This window comes from Caulobacter sp. 10L414 (assembly GCF_056395525.1).
The window spans coordinates 67,502-87,532 of sequence record NZ_JBFTJR010000009.1 but is presented as its reverse complement, the minus strand read 5'-3'; the positions used below and the strand labels follow the sequence as shown (position 1 = coordinate 87,532).

General features: G+C 70.8%; 24 protein-coding genes and 1 pseudogene. 5 read left to right on the top strand and 20 right to left on the bottom strand.

The features are described 5' to 3' along the window. The first annotated feature begins 23 nt into the window (after positions 1-23). Both AC1DCG_RS05235 and AC1DCG_RS05230 read left to right on the top strand, forming a co-directional pair. Complete coding sequence (locus tag AC1DCG_RS05235; protein WP_477029271.1) at positions 24-1,784, top strand: ArnT family glycosyltransferase; 1,761 nt, start codon at positions 24-26, stop codon at positions 1,782-1,784. Continuing rightward, complete coding sequence (locus tag AC1DCG_RS05230; protein ID WP_477029270.1) at positions 1,781-2,686, top strand: hydroxymethylglutaryl-CoA lyase; 906 nt, start codon at positions 1,781-1,783, stop codon at positions 2,684-2,686. The genes AC1DCG_RS05235 and AC1DCG_RS05230 overlap by 4 nt, the downstream gene beginning before the upstream one ends. Before the next feature lie 178 nt (positions 2,687-2,864). Here AC1DCG_RS05230 and AC1DCG_RS05225 read toward each other — a convergent pair whose 3' ends face one another. Continuing rightward, complete coding sequence (locus tag AC1DCG_RS05225) at positions 2,865-3,569, bottom strand: glycosyltransferase family protein (protein ID WP_477029269.1); 705 nt, start codon at positions 3,567-3,569, stop codon at positions 2,865-2,867. A gap of 68 nt (positions 3,570-3,637) precedes the next feature. Next, a complete protein-coding gene (locus AC1DCG_RS05220; RefSeq protein ID WP_165261229.1) occupies positions 3,638-4,513 on the bottom strand; it encodes a bifunctional regulator KidO in 876 nt (291 codons plus the stop codon). Between the two features lie 100 nt (positions 4,514-4,613). Here AC1DCG_RS05220 and AC1DCG_RS05215 point away from each other — a divergent pair, with 100 nt between their 5' ends. After that, positions 4,614-5,609 carry an XdhC family protein gene (locus AC1DCG_RS05215; RefSeq protein ID WP_477029268.1) on the top strand — a complete coding sequence of 332 codons (996 nt, stop codon included), beginning with the start codon at positions 4,614-4,616 and terminating at the stop codon, positions 5,607-5,609. Between the two features lie 25 nt (positions 5,610-5,634). On the opposite strand, the gene moaC is transcribed toward AC1DCG_RS05215, so the two are convergent. From moaC to moaA, 5 genes are all read right to left on the bottom strand, one after another. Beyond that, on the bottom strand, positions 5,635-6,102 hold the full coding sequence (moaC, locus tag AC1DCG_RS05210) for a cyclic pyranopterin monophosphate synthase MoaC (protein ID WP_477029267.1): 468 nt from the start codon (positions 6,100-6,102) through the stop codon (positions 5,635-5,637). Further along, on the bottom strand, positions 6,099-6,650 hold the full coding sequence (moaB, locus tag AC1DCG_RS05205; RefSeq protein WP_477029266.1) for a molybdenum cofactor biosynthesis protein B: 552 nt from the start codon (positions 6,648-6,650) through the stop codon (positions 6,099-6,101). Before moaB ends, moaC begins: the two co-directional genes overlap by 4 nt. A 74-nt stretch (positions 6,651-6,724) precedes the next feature. Further along, on the bottom strand, positions 6,725-7,165 hold the full coding sequence (locus AC1DCG_RS05200) for a molybdenum cofactor biosynthesis protein MoaE (protein WP_477029265.1): 441 nt from the start codon (positions 7,163-7,165) through the stop codon (positions 6,725-6,727). After that, complete coding sequence (locus AC1DCG_RS05195) at positions 7,162-7,401, bottom strand: MoaD/ThiS family protein (protein ID WP_477029264.1); 240 nt, start codon at positions 7,399-7,401, stop codon at positions 7,162-7,164. Before AC1DCG_RS05195 ends, AC1DCG_RS05200 begins: the two co-directional genes overlap by 4 nt. 2 nt (positions 7,402-7,403) lie before the next feature. Next, entirely contained in the window at positions 7,404-8,462 is a 1,059-nt protein-coding gene (moaA, locus tag AC1DCG_RS05190; RefSeq protein ID WP_477029263.1) for a GTP 3',8-cyclase MoaA, read from the bottom strand. On the opposite strand from moaA, the gene AC1DCG_RS05185 reads away from it, so the two are divergent. Then, positions 8,461-9,033 (top strand): nucleotidyltransferase family protein, encoded by a 573-nt coding sequence (locus tag AC1DCG_RS05185; protein WP_477029262.1) that lies wholly within the window; start codon positions 8,461-8,463, stop codon positions 9,031-9,033. The genes moaA and AC1DCG_RS05185 overlap by 2 nt on opposite strands. Here the strand turns inward: AC1DCG_RS05185 and AC1DCG_RS05180 are convergent. From AC1DCG_RS05180 to AC1DCG_RS05145, 8 genes and pseudogenes are all read right to left on the bottom strand, one after another. Further along, on the bottom strand, positions 9,030-9,434 hold the full coding sequence (locus AC1DCG_RS05180) for a hypothetical protein (RefSeq protein WP_477029261.1): 405 nt from the start codon (positions 9,432-9,434) through the stop codon (positions 9,030-9,032). The two genes, AC1DCG_RS05185 and AC1DCG_RS05180, sit on opposite strands and share 4 nt — an antisense overlap. Before the next feature lie 108 nt (positions 9,435-9,542). Continuing rightward, positions 9,543-9,758: a hypothetical protein gene (locus tag AC1DCG_RS05175; protein WP_101711290.1), complete on the bottom strand. Its 216-nt coding sequence runs from the start codon at positions 9,756-9,758 to the stop codon at positions 9,543-9,545. Positions 9,759-9,790: 32 nt separating this feature from the next. Then, positions 9,791-10,144 (bottom strand): hypothetical protein, encoded by a 354-nt coding sequence (locus AC1DCG_RS05170; RefSeq protein WP_165261247.1) that lies wholly within the window; start codon positions 10,142-10,144, stop codon positions 9,791-9,793. 75 nt (positions 10,145-10,219) lie between these two features. Next, positions 10,220-10,348 (bottom strand): hypothetical protein, encoded by a 129-nt coding sequence (locus tag AC1DCG_RS05165; RefSeq protein ID WP_276308897.1) that lies wholly within the window; start codon positions 10,346-10,348, stop codon positions 10,220-10,222. Between the two features lie 14 nt (positions 10,349-10,362). After that, the gene (locus AC1DCG_RS05160; RefSeq protein WP_240903567.1) at positions 10,363-10,647 is read right to left on the bottom strand and encodes a hypothetical protein; all 285 of its coding nucleotides are present in this window, start codon (positions 10,645-10,647) and stop codon (positions 10,363-10,365) included. A 142-nt stretch (positions 10,648-10,789) separates the two neighbouring features. Continuing rightward, positions 10,790-10,966, bottom strand: a pseudogene (locus tag AC1DCG_RS05155) (response regulator transcription factor); the annotation flags it as partial. A 74-nt stretch (positions 10,967-11,040) separates the two neighbouring features. Continuing rightward, entirely contained in the window at positions 11,041-13,209 is a 2,169-nt protein-coding gene (locus AC1DCG_RS05150) for a xanthine dehydrogenase family protein molybdopterin-binding subunit (RefSeq protein ID WP_477029260.1), read from the bottom strand. Next, positions 13,206-13,775 carry a (2Fe-2S)-binding protein gene (locus AC1DCG_RS05145; RefSeq protein ID WP_477029259.1) on the bottom strand — a complete coding sequence of 190 codons (570 nt, stop codon included), beginning with the start codon at positions 13,773-13,775 and terminating at the stop codon, positions 13,206-13,208. The genes AC1DCG_RS05150 and AC1DCG_RS05145 overlap by 4 nt, the downstream gene beginning before the upstream one ends. Before the next feature lie 198 nt (positions 13,776-13,973). Here AC1DCG_RS05145 and AC1DCG_RS05140 point away from each other — a divergent pair, with 198 nt between their 5' ends. Continuing rightward, positions 13,974-14,870 (top strand): precorrin-2 dehydrogenase/sirohydrochlorin ferrochelatase family protein, encoded by an 897-nt coding sequence (locus AC1DCG_RS05140; protein ID WP_477029258.1) that lies wholly within the window; start codon positions 13,974-13,976, stop codon positions 14,868-14,870. Positions 14,871-14,881: 11 nt separating this feature from the next. Here AC1DCG_RS05140 and phoB read toward each other — a convergent pair whose 3' ends face one another. From phoB to pstC, 5 genes are read right to left on the bottom strand one after another with little or no spacing between them, the layout of a single operon-like run. Next, the gene (gene phoB / locus AC1DCG_RS05135) at positions 14,882-15,574 is read right to left on the bottom strand and encodes a phosphate regulon transcriptional regulator PhoB (protein ID WP_058349669.1); all 693 of its coding nucleotides are present in this window, start codon (positions 15,572-15,574) and stop codon (positions 14,882-14,884) included. Between the two features lie 21 nt (positions 15,575-15,595). After that, entirely contained in the window at positions 15,596-16,288 is a 693-nt protein-coding gene (gene phoU, locus AC1DCG_RS05130; protein WP_165261255.1) for a phosphate signaling complex protein PhoU, read from the bottom strand. Between the two features lie 19 nt (positions 16,289-16,307). Continuing rightward, a complete protein-coding gene (gene pstB / locus AC1DCG_RS05125) occupies positions 16,308-17,150 on the bottom strand; it encodes a phosphate ABC transporter ATP-binding protein PstB (RefSeq protein ID WP_408608625.1) in 843 nt (280 codons plus the stop codon). 55 nt (positions 17,151-17,205) lie between these two features. After that, positions 17,206-18,519: a phosphate ABC transporter permease PstA gene (gene pstA / locus AC1DCG_RS05120; RefSeq protein ID WP_477029257.1), complete on the bottom strand. Its 1,314-nt coding sequence runs from the start codon at positions 18,517-18,519 to the stop codon at positions 17,206-17,208. Beyond that, entirely contained in the window at positions 18,512-19,954 is a 1,443-nt protein-coding gene (gene pstC, locus AC1DCG_RS05115) for a phosphate ABC transporter permease subunit PstC (protein WP_477029256.1), read from the bottom strand. Before pstC ends, pstA begins: the two co-directional genes overlap by 8 nt. Positions 19,955-20,031 lie beyond the last annotated feature (77 nt).

The following is a 20,031-nucleotide window of genomic DNA, read 5'->3' as shown; positions in this document are numbered from 1 at the left end:
AGGATCGTGCTATTCCAGCACGCATGAGCGCGAACACTAGCCCCGCCCCTACTCTTGAATCCCGTCTCGACGCCTGGTCACGCGGCTGGCGCGCGCCGGTGTTCGCCGCCCTGGTGGCGCTGATCGCGGGCCTGCCGGGCCTGTTCGCCATGCCGCCGCTCGACCGCGACGAGTCCCGCTTCGCCCAGGCCACCGCCCAGATGCTGGAGACGGGCGACTATGTGAACATCAAGCTGCAGGACCAGCCGCGCAACAAGAAGCCCGTCGGCATCCACTGGCTGCAGGCCGTGGCGGTCGAGGCCGTCTCCGCGCCGGAAGACCGGGGCATCTGGGCCTATCGCATTCCCTCGCTGCTGGGCGCCATGCTGGCCGCCGCCGCCTGCGCCTGGGGGGCCGCGGCCTTCTTCGGCCCGCGCGAGAGCCTGCTGTCGGGCGCGATCCTGGGCGCGACCTTCCTGCTGTCGACCGAGGCCTTCATCGCCAAGACCGACGCGGCGCTGTGCGGCTTCACCACCCTGGCCATGGCGGGCCTGGCGCGGATCTACGCGGCCGGACTGGCCGGCGAGAAGGCCGGCAAGGGGCCCAAGCTGGCCTTCTGGATCGGCATGGCCATGGCCGCCCTGATCAAGGGCCCCGTCGGCCTGCTGGTCGCCATCCTGGCCGTCCTGGCCCTGTGGGCCTGGGACCGCAGGATCGGCTGGCTGAAACAGCTGGGCTGGAGCTGGGGCCTGATCCTGTTCGCCGCCATCGTCCTGCCCTGGGCCACCATGATCACCATCGCCACCGACGGCGCCTTCTGGGGCGCAGCGGTGGGCGGGGACCTAGCCCCCAAGCTGGCCGGCGGCCACGAGAGCCATAGCGGCCCGTTCGGCTATTACGCCCTGCTCTCGCCGCTGCTGCTGTTCCCGGTGACCCTGCTGCTGCCCGCCGCCCTGGTCCTGGCCTGGACCGGCCGCAAGGAGCCGGGGGTGCGCTTTGCGCTGTGCTGGCTGATCCCGACCTGGCTGATGTTCGAGATCCTGCCGACGAAGCTCGCCCACTACACCCTGCCCTCGTTCGGGGCGCTGGCCATGCTGATGGCCGCCGCCCTGCGCGCGCCCCTGGGCCTGGTCTCGCGCATCGTCGGCACGGCCCTGCTGGCCATCGCCGGCGTGGCCTTCGCGGCCGTCTGCATCGTGGCCTGGAAGACCTATGCCGCGCCGTCGGCCCTGCCGCTGGCCGTCCTGTCGGCCCTGCTGTTCGTGGCCGCCGCGATCGCCGGCGGTTGGCTGATCCTGCGCAGGCAGGCCGCCAAGGCCCTGGTCACCGCCGGGGTGCTGGGCATCCTGGCGCACGGAACCATGGCCGGCCTGCTGGCCCCGCGCCTCGACTCGCTGTGGCTGTCCAAGCGCCTGGCCCGCGCGCTGGAAGGCGCCGACCTGGCGCCCCGCGCCGGCGCTCCGGGCCCCGTGGCGGTGACCGGCTATTCCGAGCCCAGCATGGTCTTCCAGCTGGGCACCACCACCCAGCTGACCGATGCGGACGGCGCGGCCGACGCGGTGGACGAAGGCCGTCCCGCCGTGGTCGAGGGCCGCGAGGACGAGAAGTTCCGCGCCGCCCTGGCCGCCCTGGGCCACGCGCCCCGCCTGGCCGGCGAGATCAAGGGCCTGAACTATTCCGACGGCGACGACGAGGTGCTGCGCATCTATCGCGGCGAGCCCCGTCGTCACGAGGCCGTCGAGACCCCCGACGCCGTCACCGGCGCCGAGGCCCCGGCTACGGCGCAAGAGGAGGCCCCGCGATGAGCCGCTTCATCGAGATCGTCGAGGTCGGTCCGCGCGACGGCCTGCAGAACGAGAAGTCCATCCTGACGGTCGAGGAAAAGCTCAACCTGATCCGCCGCCTGGAAGCCGCCGGCGCCCGCCGCACCGAGGTGGTGTCGTTCGTCAATCCCAACCGCGTGCCGCAGATGGCCGGCGCCGAGGAGATCATGGACGCCCTGGGCGGCCCTGACCCGAAGCGCTCGCGCATCGGCCTGGTGCTCAACATGCGCGGCTGGGAGCGCTGCGTGTCGACCGGCTGCGACGAGGCCAATGTCGTGGTCTGCGCCTCGGACGGCTTCGGCGTGAAGAACCAGGGCGCCACGGTCAACCAGCAGCTCGACACGCTGGCCGCCATCGTCGAGCGCCAGGCGATCGACGGCGGCCCGCCGATCACCGCCACCATCTCGGTGGCCTTCGGCTGTCCGTTCGACGGCGAGGTGTCGCAAGACCAGGTGGTCGCCATCGCCCGCGAGGCCGCCGCCATGAACGTGCCCGAGATCGCCATCGCCGACACCATCGGCGTCGCCGACCCGTGGACCGTCCGCAAGCGCATCGAGGCCGTCCGCGCCGCGGCGCCCGACGCGCGCCTGCGCATGCACTTCCACGACACTCGCAACACCGGCCTGGCCAACGCCTTCGCCAGCGTCGAGGCCGGGGTCGACGTGCTCGACGCCTCGGTCGGCGGCCTGGGCGGCTGCCCCTTCGCCCCGGCGGCGACGGGCAACATCGGCACCGAGGATCTGGTCTACATGCTGCAGCGGGCCGGTTTCGAGACCGGCTACGACCTCGACGCCCTGATCGCCATCGGCCGCGACATCAGCCAGCGCCTGGGCAAGGCCCCCGCGTCGTCCCTGGCGCGCGCGGGCGGGTTTCCGGCCAAATAAAACCTCTCCCGTGGGGAGAGGGAGGGGCCCGCGCCGCAGGCGTGGGAGGGTGAGGGCGTACGCCGTCGGCGGTCCCGTCACCTGATCTGAAGTGTGAAATCGGCGAGGCCTTAACCCCTCACCCTCCCAGGCTATCGCCTGGGCCCCTCCCTCTCCCTCTGGGAGAGGTGCAAAAACCCTAGGCCGCGAACCTTCCCAGGTCCTGCTTGCTCTCCACCAGGTCCAGCACGTCGCCCATGCGGAAGCCGGGATCGGCCGGGTAGAGGGCGTCGTAGATCGAGCGGGCGAAGGCGAGATCCGCCGGGGTCTTCACGCGCCAGTCCAGGGCGCTCCAGTCGCGCACGGCCCGCAGGTGGGCGTGGCGGAAGCGGCCGGGCTGGTTGCGGATGGCGGCGGTGGGCGAGATGCGGGCCAGCGGGTCGCGCTCCTCGGCGGCCGCGGTGCGCAGGGCCTGGGCCGAGATCACCTCGACCTCCAGGCCGGCCGGGTAGGTGCGGTAGACGCGGTTGGAGGCGTAGTCGGCGCCCGTGCTCAGCGCCAGCTTGACGGTCTGGTCGATCAGGCCCGGATCGACGAACGGCGCGTCGCCCTTCAGGCGCACGATGTGGCTGACGGGACCGGCGGCCTCGGCGCAGCGGGCGATGCGGTCGAGGATGTCGGCGCCGGCGCCGCGATGGACGGTGACCCCGCGCGAGACCAGGAACCCGGCCAGCGCGTCGTCGGCCGGCTGGTCGCTGGTGGCGACGATGATCTTGGAAAGGGTGGCGGCCTGCCGGATGCGCTCCAGCTGGCGCAGGATCATCGGCTGTCCCTGGAGGGTGGCCATCGCCTTGCCGGGCAGACGACTGGAGCCCATGCGGGCCTGCAGGACAGCGAGGATCATGGCGTTGCCTCCCTTCGAGGCGTTTATCGGTTCTTTCTAGAACCTTGAGCTTCGAGTCGGGTCCGCCGCTAGGCGACCCAACGTCGCGGGTCGAGCGCCACCGGATCGTCGATGGCCATCTCGTCCCAGTCCAGGTCCGGCGGCGGGCTCGAGGCGGCGGCGACGACGGCCGACAGTTCGGCGGCCGAGGTCACCCCGACGATCACGGCCGAGGCCTCCGGTCGCGACAAAGCAAAGCCCAGAGCGGCCTGCAGCGGATCCGAGCGGCCCTCGGCGATCATGCGGCGCACGCGCGACAGGCGGCCCGAGGCCCCCTTCAGCTGGGCCGGCACGCGGTCGGGCGGCAGGAACAGCAGGCCGTTGAGGAAGATCGAGCGCAGCTGCACCTCGACGCCCATGCCGGCGATGCGTTGCAGCGAGCCGTCGGCCAGCAGGCGCTGGTCGAGCAGGCTGGCGGGCGCCTGGATGATGTCGGGCTTGAAGCGGCGCGCCACGCCGACCGGATCGTCGGTGGCGTGGGCGGAAATGCCGATGTTGCGGAACAGGCCCTGCTCGCGCAGGCGGTGCAGGCGGTCCCACATGGCCGGGCCATGGGCGCCGAACAGTTCCGACGGCGATTGAACGACGATGGTGTCGGCGCGCTCCAGACCCAGGCGGCGCAGCGAGGCGCGGGCCTCGGCCTCGACGAAGTCGGGACCGCGGTCGGCGCGGGCGGCCGCCAGGGTCACCCGGCACGAGACCGGGCGCGGGATCAGGTCGCCGAGCACGGATTCCGAGCGGCCGTAGACGCCCGAGACGTCCAGCACCGACAGGCGGGCGCGGGCGGCGATGCTGAGGATGTCGCGAGCCTCGACCTCGGGAGAGCGCGAACGCGGCGACGCGTTCATACCGTCCAGTCCGAACTGGGCGGCGGCAAGACCGAGCTTGGAGACGGTGAGCGACATGAACTTCCGCGTCGGATGAAGCACCAATGTCGGAGAGCCTACGCGCCAAGGTTTGAAGAAGGCGTTTCTGGAACCTTGCCGAGGGGTTAAGATCGGGCCGATGGACCTTACCGATCCCGCCGCCGTTTCCGGCCCCGAATGGCCCATGCACGGCCTGGCCGACGACATGCGGCCCGCCCTCGAACAGGCTCTCGCCCAAGGCCCCGCGGCCCTGGCCACCATCGTCGCCCTGGAGGGCGGCGGCCCGCGCCCGGTCGGCACGCAAATGGTGTTCGCGCAAGGCTTCGTGGCCGGCTTCCTGTCGGGCGGCTGCATCGAGGGCGACGTCGAACTGCATGCGCGGGAGGTGCTGGAGACGGGGGCTCCCAAGCGTCTCGTCTATGGCGAGGGCAGCCCCTGGCCGGACATCCGCCTGCTGTGCGGCGCCCGCATCGAGATCCTGGTCGAACGCCTTAACGCCGACGACGGCTCAGTACGCGACCTTTTGACTCACGCCCGCAAAAGACGCCCGGCCCTGTGGTTCACCGACGGAACGAGGCGGGTCTGCGCGCCGGTCGGCGCGACGCCGGTTCCCTGGCCGGGCGTGTTCGTCCGCAGTTTCGATCCCGTCCCGCGCCTGGTGGTGATGGGCGGCGATCCGACCGCCCTGGCCCTGGCCAGCCTGGGTGTCCAGGCCGGGTTCGAGACCACCCTGGTGCGCCCCAAGGGTCCGATGGCCGCCCCGCCGCTGCCGGGCGTGCGCTACAGCCGCGAGGCGCCCGGCCCGGCCCTGGCCGCCGCCGGGCTCGACGCCTGGACCGCCGTGGCGGTGTGCAGCCATGACATGGCGCTGGACCACGAGGCCCTGCTGGCCGCCCTGCCCTCGCCGGCGCCCTATGTCGGCCTGCTGGGCGCGCGGCGGCGGCTGTCGGAGCGGCTCCTGGCGCTGAAGGCCGACGGCCTGACGGAAAGGGATCTGGCCAAGCTGCGCGCGCCCATCGGCCTGGACCTGGGCGGCAAGGCGCCGTTCGAGGTGGCCGTGGCCGTGATCGGCGAGATCATCGCCACCCGCAGCGGGCAGCCGGCGCTGGAGCGGCGGGCTGAAGTCGCGCTCTAACCCCTCTCCCATTGCGGGAGAAGAATCAGGCGCTCCAGTCCCCCGACTTGCCGCCCGTCTTCTCCAGAAGCCGTACGGCCTCGATGACCATGCCCTTCTCGGCGGCCTTCAGCATGTCGTAAATCGTCAGGCACGCCACAGAGACGGCGGTCAGGGCCTCCATCTCCACGCCGGTCGGGCCGGTGGTCTTGACCCGCGCGGTCACCGACAGTCCGCCGTCGGCCGGCTCGACCTCGACCACCACCTTGGACAGGGCCAGCGGATGGCACAGCGGGATCAGGTCGGAGGTCTTCTTGGCGGCCATCACCCCGGCCAGCTCGGCCACGGCGCGCACGTCGCCCTTGCGGCCGGTTCCGGAGACGGCCAGGGCCAGGGTCTCAGGCGCCATGCGCACGAAGCCTTCCGCCACCGCCTCGCGCGCCGTCGCGGGCTTGTCGGAGACGTCGACCATGCGGGCGCGGCCCTGGTCGTCGATGTGGGTCAGCTTGCTCACTTTTCCAGGAGCCTCGGCATCAGCTCGACCATGTTGCAGGGCTTGTGGCGGCTGTCGAGCTGGGCGGCGATCACCTTGTCCCAGCCGTCCTTCACCGCGCCGTTCGAGCCCGGCAGGCAGAACACGAACACCCCGTCGATGATCCCGGCCGTGGCCCGCGACTGCAGCGTCGACAGGCCCACCGTGGCGTAGGAGACGAGGTGGAACACCACCGCGAAACCGTCGATCACCTTGTCGAACAGCGGCTGCAGCGCCTCGACGGTGACGTCGCGGCCGGTCAGGCCGGTGCCGCCGGTGCTGACCACCGCATCCACCTGGCCGCTGTCGATCCAGCCGCGCACGGTCGAGCGGATCTTGTCGATGTCGTCGCGCACCACAGCCCGGCCGGCGAAGACGTGGCCGGCGGCCTCGACACGCTCGATCAGGATCTGGCCCGAGGTGTCGGTGGCCTCGTCACGGGTGTCGGACACCGTCAGGATCGCCACCCGCACCGGCTTGAACGGAAGCTCCGGCTTGATCCCGCCGCCCGGGGTGAGGCCTGCAGACATCCGCTTCTCCATTTCTTTGCTTGTCGCGCGACGGGCGCCGAAACCGCTGACACTTTCGGCTGTCGCGCTTTGGCTCAATCCCAACGCTGAGCGTCGGTCCTATCCTGCGCCGTCGGCTCGATCCAGCGTGCGCCGTCCGGCCCGTGCTCCTTCTTCCAGAACGGCGCCCGGCTCTTGAGCCAGTCCATCAGGAAATCGCACGCCTCCAGGGCGGCCCGGCGATGCCTCGACGCCGTCGCCACGAACACCACCGCCTCGCCCGGCGCGATCTTTCCGACGCGATGGACGATCCGCCAGTCCTGCAGGTCGAACCGCGCGGCGGCGCCCTTCGCAAAGGCCGCGATCGCGCTTTCGGTGAAGCCCGGATAAGCCTCCAGCTCTAGGATCGAGGCCTGCCCGCCCTCGGCGCGGGCCAGGCCGACGAAGCTGGCCACCGCGCCGGTCTCGTCGCGGCCGGCGCAGAAGGCCGTCAGCAGCGCGCCGGGCTCGAACGGCGCCTCGGTCAGGGTGATCATCCGCCGCTCATCGGCGGCAGGAAGGCGACCTCGGTTGCGGCGGTGAGGACCGCTTCGCCCCGCGCCAGGGCCTTGTCGACGGCCACCTGCACGCCGGGACCGGCCAGCGCCTCGGCCAGTTCGGCGTCGTCATTGGCGATGCGGGCGCGCAGGGCCGCCAGGCTGTCCGCCGCGACCTCGCGCTCGCGCCAGCCGGCCTGGTCGGCCAGGCGTCCGAACAGCAGTACGCGGGCCATCCCTAGCCTCCGGTCGTCGACATGTGGCGGGCCACCGCCGGACGGGGCGCGTCGACCTGGAAGTCGTGGCCCTTGGGCTTGGACCCGATGGCCGCGTGGATCGCCGCCACCAGCTCGCCGTCGGTCGCCCCGCCGCGCAGCACGGCCCGCAGGTCGCTGGCGTCGTCGCGGCCAAGGCAGGTGTGCAGGGTGCCGGTGCAGGTCAGCCGCACGCGGTTGCAGGCCTCGCAGAAATTGTGGCTGAGCGGCGTGATGAAGCCCAGGCGACCGCCGGTCTCCTCGACCTTGGCGTAGCGGGCCGGACCGCCGGTGGCGTAGGCCAGGTCCGTCAGCGTCCAGTACGAGGACAGCTCGCGCCGCACGTCGCGCAGCGACAGGAACTGGTCGGTGCGGTCCTCGTCGATCTCGCCCAGCGGCATGGTCTCGATCAGGGTCATGTCGCAGCCGCGCGCATGGGCCCACTGGATCAGGCCGGGCAGCTCGGCGGCGTTGTCGCGCTTCAGCGCCACGGCGTTGATCTTGACCTGGATCCCGGCCGCCAGGGCTGCGTCGACGCCGCCGATCACCTTGGCCACGTCGCCGCCGCGCGTCAGCCGCCGGAAGAGGTCGGGCTTGAGGGTGTCGAGCGAGACGTTGATCCGCTTCACCCCCGCCGCCGCCAGCCGATCGGCGTGCTGGGCCAGCTGGGTGCCGTTGGTGGTCAGGGTCAGCTCGTCCAGGGCGCCGGTCTTCAGGTGCCGCGAGAGGTTCTCGACCAGCTCCATGATCCCCTTGCGCACCAGGGGCTCGCCGCCGGTCAGCCGCAGCTTGCGCACGCCCAGGCCCACGAAGGTCGAGGCCAGGCGGTCCAGCTCCTCCAGCGTCAGCACCTCCGCCTTCGGCAGGAAGGTCATGTGCTCGGCCATGCAGTAGACGCAGCGCAGGTCGCAGCGGTCGGTCACCGACACCCGCAGATAGGTCACCGCGCGGCCAAAGCCGTCGATCAGTCGGGGGCTGTCGTCAGGGGACGTCATATCCGCCATAGAATAGGCCTCCGAAGACGTCGCGGAAAGGGATCGCATGCGACTGGAGGCCATTGTCCTGGCGGCCGGCGCGGGAACGCGCTTCGGCGGCGGCAAGCTGCTCGCCGCCTATCGTGGCCGGCCGCTGCTGGACCACGCCCTGGACGCGGCCCTGGCGGCTCCGGCCTGGCGGGTCACGGCGATGATCCGCCCCGGCGACGCGGCGGTGGCCGACCTGGTGGCGGCCCGCGCCGGCGAGCGTCTGCGCGCGCTGGTCGCGTCCGACGCCGTCGAGGGCCTAGGCGCCTCGCTGCGGCAGGGCGTGAGGGCCCTCGATCCGGCCAGCGACGGCGTGTTCGTGTTCCTGGGCGACATGCCCGACATCCCGGCCGGACTGGCCGGCGACCTGGCTGCGGGGCTGGCCCAGGGCGCCGAGATCGTCGCGCCGGTCCACGCCGGCCGGCGCGGCCATCCGGTGCTGTTCTCGCGCGCGTGCTTTGCGGCCCTGGCGGCGCTGGGCGGCGATCGCGGCGCCCAGGGGCTGATGAGCGCGCGCCCCGTGGCCGTGGTCGAGACCGACGCGCCCGGCGTGCTGTTCGACGTCGACCGGCGCGAAGACCTGGCGCCCTAGACGCCCTCGCCCCGGCGCCGCTCGCGCCAGCTGCGCCAGACCGCCACGGCCAGCACCAGCAGGATGCCGTAGCTCCAGACGGCCAGGCTCAGCTTGTAAGTGTTGATGGTCACGCGATGGTCGATGACCGTCGCCAGGTGCGAGGCCACGCCCAGCATCTGGAACGCCGCGATGACCACGGTCCACAGTCGGCGCGACGACAGCGAGACCCAGACGAACAGCGCCGCCACCACGCCGTCGACCAGCATCAGGCCGATGTCGGCGAAGCGCGCGCTGTTGCGGAAGACGATCAGCGAGATGATCCAGCCGCTCAGCGTGATGACGCCCACGCGGCGCTCGGGCTTGTCGCCGAAACGTATGGCCAGGCCGCAGACGAGGATCGCCACGCCGAAGGAAATCAAGGCTTGTATCAAAGGAGGGGCCCCGCGACTCGCGGGGGCAACATGACGCAAGTCGGGCCCGGATCAAGCGTGATCCGGGCCCGTGCTCACTTCAGGGACGAGCGCGCTTCAGTGGTGCGTCAGCCGCCCTTCGCCGAGGATGCGTCGCACCTCGTCGATCACGACCAGCGCGCCTTCGGCGTCGTTGGCCTCCTCCATCGCGATCAGCCGGTGCATCAGCGCGGTCAGCACCCGTTTCTGGACGGGACAGAGGTCACGCAGACAGCGGCCGAACTCGGCGGCTTCATCAATCGCCGGCTGAAGCGCGGCGAGAACGGCGGTCATGGATTGGCTCCAGGTAAGAGGGGCGCCGCGGACTAGGCGGCGCGGCCGCCGTCGACGGCGTGCAGACCGAAGGTGCGCGGCGTATCGCCGTCCGCGGACTTGCCCATGTCGCCGATGGCCAGAGCGCCGCAGCCGATCTGGGTGCGAACCTCGGCGAGGTCGCCGTGCGCCTTCACGATCGTCCGACGGGCGGAAAGGATATGGGTCAGGGTGTCGCCGAGGGTCTCGATCGCTTCCTGGCCGATCACGGCCGACAGCTGCGCATCGAGCCGCAGGGAGGGCAGCAGGCCCACCAGCTCGGCGGTTTCGCGCAGGGCCGCATCGATGGCGGCTTCGGCGCGCTTGAGTTTCTCGGCCCCAGCACGGGCCGCGTCGCTGCGTTTCATGCAAGACTCTCCCACTCGCGCGGGAGCCCCCCGCACGTTCAAGGCGATGAATTGTTCGGAACTTGGTTTTGCCGGTCAGTGCGCCGGCGGAGTGCTCCAGCCCTCGCGGAACCGCTGAAGGGCGAAGAGGAATTCATGGGCGCCCATGGTCACCACGCTGAGCAGCACGCCGGCCGCCAGGGCTGAAACCAGGATCAGGCCCATCCATTGGGCGGGAGTCAGGTCATGGCGCCAACCTCCCCGCGTTCGGACCGGATCGGACTGTCGTCCGACAGGAACGCCGTCGCCGCGAGAACCCGCAGCAGCAGCTTCGAAGGAGGATCGCCAGCCGCCTGCGCCTTGCGCAGCGCCGAAACCGTCTCCGGCACCAGGCGCTCCCGCTCCGGCGTGCCCGCCATCAGGGTGAGGCCCTCTTCCAACGACTTCCAGCTCGCGATGAAGAACGCCGAGCCGGGAGGCGTGCCCGAAGGCCTGGTCTTGGGTGAGTTGTCGTTCATGGCCATGGCCGCTCCCGCTGTTGAAGTCAGGAGAGACCGGCTCGGGCTGGACGGCTAGGTCTGGCGATTGCCTACGGTAGTCATTACCGGGGTCCCAATTACCGGGGGCCTGCTCCCAGGCCACGAAGGCCAGGGCGGCGTCGCGGCGCGGCATGCCGGCCAGGCGGCGCCGGGCGCTGAGGACGTGCATCTCGACGGTCTTGGGCGACAGGCTGAGCAGGCGCGCGATTTCCTTCGAGCGCTGATGCTGGGCGATCAGGCGCAGGATCTCGCGCTCACGCGGCGTGAGTTTCTCGAAACCAAGGCTGTCGGCAGGCTCGACCATGGCGCTAAGATGGTCCTAGCACAGCCTCTCGTCCAGCGGTCCGGCGTCAATTCCGGTCGCGCCAAGGTTAACGTTCAGACAGATCGGACGAACGGCAGCCTCGTCGTCGACTGGCCCGACAGCGCCAGCAGCGCGTTGGCGACGGCCGGGGCGATCACCGGCGTGCCCGGCTCGCCCACCCCGCTGGGCGGCGCGGCCGATGGCACGATGTTGGTCTCCACGCTCGGCGCCTCGCCGATCCGCAGCACCCGATAGGTGTCGAAATTGCTCTGGTCGACCGCGCCGTCGGTCAGGGTGATCTCGCCATACAGCGCCGCCGACAGGCCATAGCAGGTCCCGCCCTCCATCTGGGCGGCGATCTGGTCGGGCGAGACGGCCACGCCGCAGTCGACGGCGGTGACCACCCGGCCGACCTGGGGCGCGCCCTCGACCAGCCTGACCTCGGCGACCTGGGCCACCACCGAGCCGAAGCTCTCGTGCACCGCCACCCCGCGCGTCCAGCCGGCCGAGGCCGTCGGCCCGGCCTTCTCGACCGCCAGGTCCAGCGCCGCCAGGTGCCGGTCAGCCCCGGCCTTGGCGTAGAGCGCCCGGCGGTACTCGACCGGATCCTTGCCGGCCTTGCGGGCCAGCTGGTCGATCGTGTGCTCCATGACGAAGGCGGTGTGGGTGGCCCCCACCGAGCGCCACCACAGCACCGGCACGCCGACCTCCGGGAAGGCGACCTGGGCGTCCACCACGGGCGTCGCCTTCAGATAGGGCGAATCCATCGCCCCCTCGACGGCGGTCTGATCGACGCCCTTCGAGGGCATCGGCGAGTCCTTCATGATCGACTGGCTGACGATGCGATGGCGCCAGGTCGCCGGCATGCCGTCCTTGTCCAGCGTCACGCGCACGGCGTGCGCCACCAGCGGCCGATAGTGGCCGGCGCGCATGTCGTCCTCGCGGGTCCAGACCAGCTTCACCGGCTTGCCGCCCCCCACCTTCTTGGCCACGTGCACGCACTCGGCCACGTAGTCGGAGGTGAAGGTCGCCCGTCGCCCGAACGAGCCGCCCGCGAACAGGGTCTCGACCTCGACCGAGCCCGGCAGGGCGCCGACGATCTTGGCCGCGTTCAGCTGGTCCAGCGTCTGGCCCTGCGAGCCGTGCACCAGCCTGACCGAACCGCCGTCGACGATCGCCACGCAGTTCATCGGCTCCATCGTGGCGTGGGCCAGGTAGGGAAACTCGTAGACCGCCTCGAAGGCGTCCGATCCTCCGGCCGCCTGGGCCGCGTCGCCCTTGGCGCCGAACGACTCCCACTTCTGGTCGGTCGGGCCCTTGCCGGTCGCCAGGTCCCGGAACGCCGCGGCGATCTGCGCCGAGCCGCGCTTCTCGGCCTTGGCCTCGTCCCAGCGCACCTGCAGCGCCTCGCGGCCCAGGCGCGCGGCCCAGGTGGACCTGGCCACCACCGCTACGCCGGTGGGGATCTCGAACACGTCGACCACGCCGGCGACCTTCCGGGCCGCGTCGGCGTCGAAGCTCTCGACCTTGCCCCCGAACCTGGGCGCATGGGCGACCATGGCCGTCAGCATGTCGGGCAGGCGGACGTCCTGGGTGTAGCGGGCCGTCCCGTCGCTCTTGGCCTGCGCGTCCTTGCGGCGCACGCGGTCGGTGCCGATCAGGGTGAAGGACCTGGGGTCCTTCAGCGGCGGGTCCTCCGGCGGCGTCACCTTGGCGGCGTCGGCCATCAGGTCGGCGAAGGCGGCGGTCTTGCCCGAGGCGTGGGTCAGCACCCCGTCCTTGACCACCACCTCGCCGGCCGGGACGTTCCAGCGGTTGGCGGCGGCCTCGATGAACATCGCCCGCGCCCCGGCGCCGGCCTTGCGCAGCTGCTCCCAGCTGTTGGAGATCGCCGAGCTGCCGCCGGTCAGCTGCGCGCCCAGGGCGCCGTTGCCGTAGAGCTTGGCGTTGGCCGGCGACTGCTCGACCCGCACCTTGGTCCAGTCGGCGTCCAGTTCCTCGGCGACGATCGCCGCCAGGCCCGCGTGGCTGCCCTGGCCGAACTCGATGTGCTTGGAGATCACCGTGACGAAGCCGTCGGGCTCGAAGCGGATGAACGGGCCGAACGCCCCGACCTCGACCTTGGAGCCGGCGCTCATCAGGTCGGCGGGCGAGCAGCCCACCGTCAGCGCCCCGCCGACCATCACGGCCCCGACGACCACCTCGCGGCGGCTGAGGCCCTGCCTGTTCAGGGGCGCGTTCATCGCACCTCTCCGCGCTGCACCCGCGAGGTCGCGCCCGAAGCCGCCGAGATCGCCTCGTCGACGGCCGCCTCGACCTCGGCCTCCTTGGCGACCGGCGGCGCGGCGACCACGGGGGCGGCGGCGCTGGTCGCGGCCTCCTTGATCGCCGCCCGGATCCGCTGATAGGCGCCGCAGCGACAGATGTTGCCGCCCATGGCCGCGTCGATGTCCTCGTCGCTGGGCGCCTTGGTCGCCGCCAGCAGGGCGGCGGCCGACATGATCTGGCCCGACTGGCAGTAGCCGCACTGGGGCACGTCCAGCCTGACCCAGGCCTGCTGCAGCGGATGGGCGCCGCCCAGGCCCTCGATGGTGGTGATCTTCGCGCCCGACAGCGCCGCGATCGGGGTGACGCAAGAGCGCACCGGGTCGCCGTTCACATGCACCGTGCAGGCCCCGCACTGGGCCAGGCCGCAGCCGAACTTCGTGCCGGTCAGGCCCAGCTCGTCGCGCAGCACCCACAGGAGCGGCGTGTCCGGCTCGGCCTCCACCGACACCGTCTTGCCGTTGACGTCCAAGCTCGCCGCCATTGCGTCCCTCCTGCCCCGAAGCGGAGCTAACACCGTTATCCCGATGCGCCGCCAGCGAAAATTAACGCCGTCGGGATCGCGCCCGTCCCCGCATCGTCGCCAGATCCTTGAACGCCTGTTGCGAGAAAGGGCTCACGCTCGCGGCCGACGCGCCCTAGCTTTGGGGCTCGACCCGCGCCCCGCCCAGAGGACCCCGCCTTGGACTCCTTTCCCGCCTACTTCCCCCTCGCCGGCCGCAAGGTGGTGATCGCCGGAACCGGCGAAGGCGCCGAGGCCAAGGCCCGGCTGTTCGACGGCTCGCCGGCCACGCTGGTGCGCCTCGACGGCCACGCCGCCTTCCTGCCCGGCTCCTACACCGGCGCGGTGCTGGCTTTCGTTTCGAGCGCCGACGAGGTGTTCGCCCAGGCCGCCGCGCGGGCCGCGCGGGCCGCCGGCGTGCTGGTCAACGTCGTCGACAAGCCCGACATGTGCGACTTCAACACCCCCGCGGTCATCGATCGGGGCGAGGTGGTGGCCGCCGTCGGCACCGGCGGCGCGGCGCCCGTGCTGGCCACGATGCTGCGTTCGGACATCGAGGCCCAGGTGCCCGAGGGCGCCGGCCGCGTGGCCGCGCTGATGCGCAATTTCCAGAGCGAGGTGCGCGGCGCCCTGCCCACCCTGCACGAACGCCGCGCCTTCCTGCGCGAGGCCCTCTCGGGCGAGGCGGCCCAGGCGGCCATGACCGGCGACATGGAAAAGGCCGGCCAGCTGTTCCGCGAGGCCCTGGCCAAGAGCGTGAAGAAGGAAGGCAAGGTTCGCTTCGTGGCCGGCAAGGGCCCCGCCGACCTGCTGACCCTGCGCGCCGTGCGGGCGCTCAGCGCCGCGGACGTGCTGGTCATCGACGAGGCCGCCGATCCCGAAGTGGTCACCATGGCCCGCCGCGACGCCCACCGGCTGTCGCCGGCCGAGGCCTCCGCCCAGCATCTGATCGAACTGGCCCAGAGCGGCCGCCAGGTCGTGCGCCTGGTCGCCGCCCCGGTCGAGGCGGCCGACATCCAGGCCCTGGCGGCGGCCGGCGTGGCCGTCGAGGTGCTGCCGACCGCGCCGAACGCCTGACGAGACGGCTTTTAGGCCGCCTCGACGTCCAGGGAGTAGCCGGCCGAGCGGACGGTGCGGATGGGGTCGGCTTCGGTCGAGCCGTTCAGCGCCTTGCGCAGGCGGCCGATGTGCACGTCGACCGTGCGGGCCTCGACATAGACGTCCGAGCCCCAGACGGCGTCCAGCAGCTGTTCGCGGCTGAACACCCGGCCCGGGTGCTGCATCAGATAGTCGAGCAGGCGGAACTCGGTCGGGCCGAGATGGACTTCCTTGCCCTGGCGCTTCACGCGGTGGGCGACCCGGTCGATGACGATGTCGCCGACCGTGATCCGGTCGTCGGCCAGGGCCGGGCGGATGCGGCGCATCACGGCGCGGACGCGGGCGGTCAGCTCGACCATCGAGAACGGCTTGACCACGTAGTCGTCGGCGCCGGTGTCCAGACCGCGGATGCGATCGCTTTCCTCGCCGCGCGCCGTCAGCATGATGATCGGCACGTTGCGGGTGTCAGTGCGGCCGCGCAGGCGGCGGCAGACCTCGATGCCCGAGACCTTGGGCAGCATCCAGTCGAGGATGACGAGGTCGGGCGCGCGTTCGCTGGCCAGGGTCAGGGCTTCCTCGCCGTCGGCGGCCACCGCGACCTGGTAGCCCTCCTTGTCGAGATTGTAGTGAAGCAGGGTGGCCAGGGCGTCCTCGTCCTCGACCACCAGAACGTACGGAGTCACTTCGACAGGCCTCCCGAAAGCTTACTGAGCGACGACGTCGAGCTTGGGACGCTGGGAGATGATCTCCTCGCCCGTCAGCTCGAAGTGGATGATCTCGGCGATATTGGTGGCGTGGTCGCCGATCCGCTCGAGGTTCTTGGCGACGAACAACAGATGCGTGCACGCGTTGATCGTGCGCGGATCGCCCATCATGTAGGTCAGCAGTTCGCGGAAGATCGAGTTGTAGTGCTCGTCGACTTCCTCGTCGCTGCTCCAGACGTTGATGGCGCGCTGCAGGTCCGAGGCGGTGTAGGCGTCCAGCACGTCCTTGAGGCGGCTCTGCACCAGGCGGCCCATGCGCTCGATCGAGCGGGTCAGGGCGCTCATCGGCTCGGCCTCGGTCAGGATCAGGGCGCGCTTGCCGATGTTCTTGGCCATGTCGCCGCAGCGCTCGAGGCTCATCGAGATCTTCAGGGCGGCGACGGCGTGGCGCAGGTCCACGGCCATCGGCTGGCGCAGGGCGATCAGGCGGAAGGCCTTGCGCTCGATCTCGGTCTGCAGCGTGTCGAGGCGTTCGTCGCGGCCGACCACCAGCTGGGCCAACGGCGCGTCGCGGCGGGCGATGCAGTCGACGGCGTCGGCGACCTGGGCCTCGGCGAGGCCGCCCATGCGGGTGACCTCGGCGGTCAGGTGGTTCAGCTCTTCGCCGTAGGATTTGACGGTATGTTCGGTCATGTCCTGGTCCCCCTTCCGCTTAGCCGAAGCGGCCGGTGATGTAGTCCTGGGTGCGGCTGTCGCGAGGATTGGTGAACATCTCCTCGGTCGGGCCGCTCTCGACCAGCTTGCCCAGGTGGAAGAAGGCCGTCTTCTGCGAGACGCGGGCGGCCTGGGCCATCGAGTGGGTGACGATGACGATGCAGAACTGGCTGCGCAGTTCGTCGATCAGCTCCTCGATCTTGGCCGTGGCGATCGGGTCCAGCGCCGAGCAGGGCTCGTCCATCAGGATCACTTCGGGCGAGACGGCGATGGCGCGGGCGATCACCAGGCGCTGCTGCTGGCCGCCGGACAGGCCGGTGCCGGGCTGGTGCAGACGGTCGGCCACTTCGTTCCAGAGGCCGGCCTTCTTGAGGCTGCTCTCGACGATGGCTTCCAGCTCGTCCTTGCGGGTGGCCAGGCCGTGAATCTTCGGGCCGTAGGCGACGTTCTCGAAGATGGTCTTGGGGAACGGGTTCGGCTTCTGGAACACCATGCCGACGCGCGAGCGCAGCACGACGGGATCGACGCTCTTGGCGTTGACGTCGGCGCCGTCGATCTCGATCGAGCCCTGCACGCGGGCCGACGGGATGGTGTCGTTCATCCGGTTGATGCAGCGCAGGAAGGTCGACTTGCCGCAGCCCGACGGGCCGATGAAGGCGGTGACCGACTTGGCCGGGATGTCGAGGTTGACGTCGAACAGCGCCTGCTTCTCGCCGTAGAAGACTTTGACGTCGCGGGCGCGGATCTTGAAGTCGCGGCTCTCGACCACGCCGTGGCCCTGCGGGACGGCGGTGTGGATGACGGGCGCGGCGACGGAGGCGTCGCGGTTCTGGGTCGGCATGGCGTGTCCCTGGACGAGGGCCGGAGCTTTGGGATGGGTGAAGGTCATCGGGATCCTACCACCGGCGTTCGAAGCGGCGGCGCAGGATGACGGCCGCGGCGTTCATGACGATCATGAAGATCAGGAGGACGAGAATGGCCGCGGCGGTGCGCTCGTGGAAGGCCCGCTCGGAAGCGTTCTCCCAGATGAACACCTGCACCGGCAGCACGGTCGAGGCGCCGGTGAAGCCTTCCGGCACGCCCGGCACGAACGAGACCATGCCGATCATCAGGAGCGGGGCGGTCTCGCCCAGGGCGTGGGCCAGCGACAGGATGGCGCCGGTCATCACGCCGGGCATGGCCAGCGGCAGCACGTGGTGGAACACGGTCTGGGCCTTGGAGGCGCCGACGCCGAGGGCGGCTTCGCGGATCGAGGGCGGCACGGCCTTAAGGGCCGAGCGGGTGGCGATGATCACGGTCGGCAGGGCCATCAGGGCCAGCACCAGGCCGCCGACCAGCGGCGAGCTGCGCGGCACGTGCAGCCAGTTGATGAACAAGGCCAGGCCCAGCAGGCCGTAGACGATCGAGGGCACGGCCGCGAGGTTGTTGATGTTGACCTCGATGACGTCGGTCCAGCGGTTCTTCGGCGCGAACTCTTCCAGGTAGACGGCGGCCAGCACGCCGACCGGCACCGCGATCAGGGCGGTGATGATCAGCATCAGGGCCGAGCCGACCACCGCGCCCAGCACGCCGGCCTGTTCGGGCTCGGTCGAGTCGGACCTGGTGAAGAAGCCGAAGTTGAAGCCGCCCTTGACGGTGCCGTCCTTCTCCAGCTGGTCCAGCCAGGCCAGTTGCTGGTTGTCGAGCTTGCGGTCTTCCTCGGCGGTCGAGCGCTTGATCTCGCCCTTGTAGTAGAGGTCGGCGTCGGCCTTGACCGGACCGGTGACCTCGATGGTCTTGCCGATCACCGACGGGTCGGCCTTGATCTTGTCGAGCAGCTGGAAGCCGAGATCGCGCGAGACCAGGTCCATGACCTTGCCCGAGGTCGTGCCCAGGTCGTCGTCCTGGATGTTCAGCTTCTTCATCACCGCCTCGGCGACGATGTAGTCGTAGTTGACCCCGTCCAGCGCCGTGCGGTCGATGCGGTCCGGGTTCAGATAGACCGGCACGCTGATCGAGTGGGTCTCGAAGGTGGTGTAGCCCTGGGCGACGATGCGGCCGACCAGCACGACCAGGAAGATCATCGCCACGACGATGGCGGCGATCCCTTGCGCCTTGAACCACATCTCCGAGCGGTAGCGCTTCTTCAGGCGCGCCTCGGCGGCCGAGAGCTGCGGGCGGGGACCCTGCTCGCGCGGGGCGGCGCCGGCGTTGATGGCGGCGTCAGTCATATTGTTCCCGATACTTCTGGACGATGCGCAGGGCGATGATGTTGAGCGCCAGGGTCACGACGAACAGCGTCAGGCCCAGGCCGAAGGCCGAGAGGGTCTTGGGGCTGTCGAACTCCTGGTCGCCGGTCAGCAGGGTGACGATCTGCACCGTGACGGTGGTGACCGTGTCCAGCGGGTTGGCGGTCAGCTTGGCCTGCAGGCCCGCGGCCATGGTCACGATCATGGTCTCGCCGACGGCGCGGGAGACGGCCAGCAGCATGGCGGCCATGATGCCCGGCAGGGCGGCGGGAAGGATGACCTTCTTGACCGTCTCGGACTTGGTGGCGCCCATGGCGTAGCTGCCGTCGCGCAGGCTCTGCGGCACGGCGTTGATGATGTCGTCCGACAGCGACGAGACGAACGGGATCAGCATGATGCCCATCACCACGCCGGCCACCAGGGCCATCTGGTTCTGGACCTGCATCAGGTACTGGGCGATCCCGTCCAGCGGGCCGCCGGCCATGCCCTCGCCGATCGCGTTGAAGCCGGCGCGGAACAGCGGGCCCACGGTCAGGGCGGCGAAGAAGCCGTAGACGACGGTCGGCACGCCGGCCAGCACCTCGAGCAGCGGCTTGACGATCGAGCGCACGCGGCGGTCGGCGTATTCCGACAGGTAGATCGCCGAGTAGAGGCCGACCGGCGCGGCCACCAGCATGGCGATCAGCATGATCAGGAAGGTGCCGGCGAACAGCGGCACGGCCCCGAAGGCGCCCGACGAGGCCACCTGGTCGGCGCGCATGGCGATCTGCGGGCTCCACTCGGTGCCGAACAGGAACGACAGCGGCGAGACGCTCTGGAAGAAGCGCCAGCTTTCCCAGACCAGCGACAGCACGATGCCCAGGGTGGTCAGCACGGCGGCGACCGAGCAGGCGATCAGCAGGCCGTTAATCCAGCCTTCGACGCGGTTGCGGGCCCGGAACTCAAGGCCCACCCGCGGCAGCGCCAGCAGCGCGCCGATCAGGGCCACCAGGGCGGCCAGGGCGATGGTGCTGTAGCGGACCGTGGCGGTGACCTTGCGCGACTCCTCGACCTTGGCGTCGAGGGCGGTCTTCAGGTCGCCTTCGTAGACGACTTCCGACGGCGCTTCCTTGGCCGCGATGGCGCGGGCGTCGCTGAAGAACACGTCCTGGCGGTCGGGGGTCAGCGAGGCGATGGCGGCCGGACGTTCGGCCTGCAGCACCGCTTCCTCGATGCGGCCGCCGAACACGGCGCCGAGCAGCAGGAGAAGCGCGGCCGGGGCGCCGGCCCACAGGGCGGCGTAGGCGCCGTAATAGTTGGGCAGCGAATGCAGGCGCACCGAAGCGCCGCCGGCGGCCTTGAGCGCCCGGCCGCGGCCGAGCAGGAACGCCGCCAGCGCGAACAGCGCCAGGAACAGGAGCGAGAGCCAGGTCAGCATGCGTGAAGCGGTCTTGCGCTGGATGCGAAGACGGCGCCCGTTGCACCGCCCCGCCCGTCAACCGATCTATGCCGGCC

Coding starts and splice junctions, on each gene's coding strand:
- AC1DCG_RS05170 (WP_165261247.1), bottom strand. CDS start 10,144: ATGAAACGCAGCGACGCGGCCCGTGCTGGGGCCGAGAAACTCAAGCGC.
- pstB (WP_408608625.1), bottom strand. CDS start 17,150: ATGCCGACCCAGAACCGCGACGCCTCCGTCGCCGCGCCCGTCATCCAC.
- AC1DCG_RS05175 (WP_101711290.1), bottom strand. CDS start 9,758: ATGACCGCCGTTCTCGCCGCGCTTCAGCCGGCGATTGATGAAGCCGCC.
- AC1DCG_RS05200 (WP_477029265.1), bottom strand. CDS start 7,165: ATGATCACCCTGACCGAGGCGCCGTTCGAGCCCGGCGCGCTGCTGACG.
- pstC (WP_477029256.1), bottom strand. CDS start 19,954: ATGCTGACCTGGCTCTCGCTCCTGTTCCTGGCGCTGTTCGCGCTGGCG.
- pstA (WP_477029257.1), bottom strand. CDS start 18,519: ATGACTGACGCCGCCATCAACGCCGGCGCCGCCCCGCGCGAGCAGGGT.
- AC1DCG_RS05215 (WP_477029268.1), top strand. CDS start 4,614: ATGGACCTTACCGATCCCGCCGCCGTTTCCGGCCCCGAATGGCCCATG.
- moaB (WP_477029266.1), bottom strand. CDS start 6,650: ATGTCTGCAGGCCTCACCCCGGGCGGCGGGATCAAGCCGGAGCTTCCG.
- AC1DCG_RS05195 (WP_477029264.1), bottom strand. CDS start 7,401: ATGGCCCGCGTACTGCTGTTCGGACGCCTGGCCGACCAGGCCGGCTGG.
- AC1DCG_RS05225 (WP_477029269.1), bottom strand. CDS start 3,569: ATGATCCTCGCTGTCCTGCAGGCCCGCATGGGCTCCAGTCGTCTGCCC.
- AC1DCG_RS05235 (WP_477029271.1), top strand. CDS start 24: ATGAGCGCGAACACTAGCCCCGCCCCTACTCTTGAATCCCGTCTCGAC.
- AC1DCG_RS05165 (WP_276308897.1), bottom strand. CDS start 10,348: ATGGGCCTGATCCTGGTTTCAGCCCTGGCGGCCGGCGTGCTGCTCAGC.
- AC1DCG_RS05150 (WP_477029260.1), bottom strand. CDS start 13,209: ATGAACGCGCCCCTGAACAGGCAGGGCCTCAGCCGCCGCGAGGTGGTC.
- AC1DCG_RS05220 (WP_165261229.1), bottom strand. CDS start 4,513: ATGTCGCTCACCGTCTCCAAGCTCGGTCTTGCCGCCGCCCAGTTCGGA.
- phoU (WP_165261255.1), bottom strand. CDS start 16,288: ATGACCGAACATACCGTCAAATCCTACGGCGAAGAGCTGAACCACCTG.
- AC1DCG_RS05185 (WP_477029262.1), top strand. CDS start 8,461: ATGCGACTGGAGGCCATTGTCCTGGCGGCCGGCGCGGGAACGCGCTTC.
- AC1DCG_RS05160 (WP_240903567.1), bottom strand. CDS start 10,647: ATGGCCATGAACGACAACTCACCCAAGACCAGGCCTTCGGGCACGCCT.
- AC1DCG_RS05230 (WP_477029270.1), top strand. CDS start 1,781: ATGAGCCGCTTCATCGAGATCGTCGAGGTCGGTCCGCGCGACGGCCTG.
- moaA (WP_477029263.1), bottom strand. CDS start 8,462: ATGCGATCCCTTTCCGCGACGTCTTCGGAGGCCTATTCTATGGCGGAT.
- AC1DCG_RS05145 (WP_477029259.1), bottom strand. CDS start 13,775: ATGGCGGCGAGCTTGGACGTCAACGGCAAGACGGTGTCGGTGGAGGCC.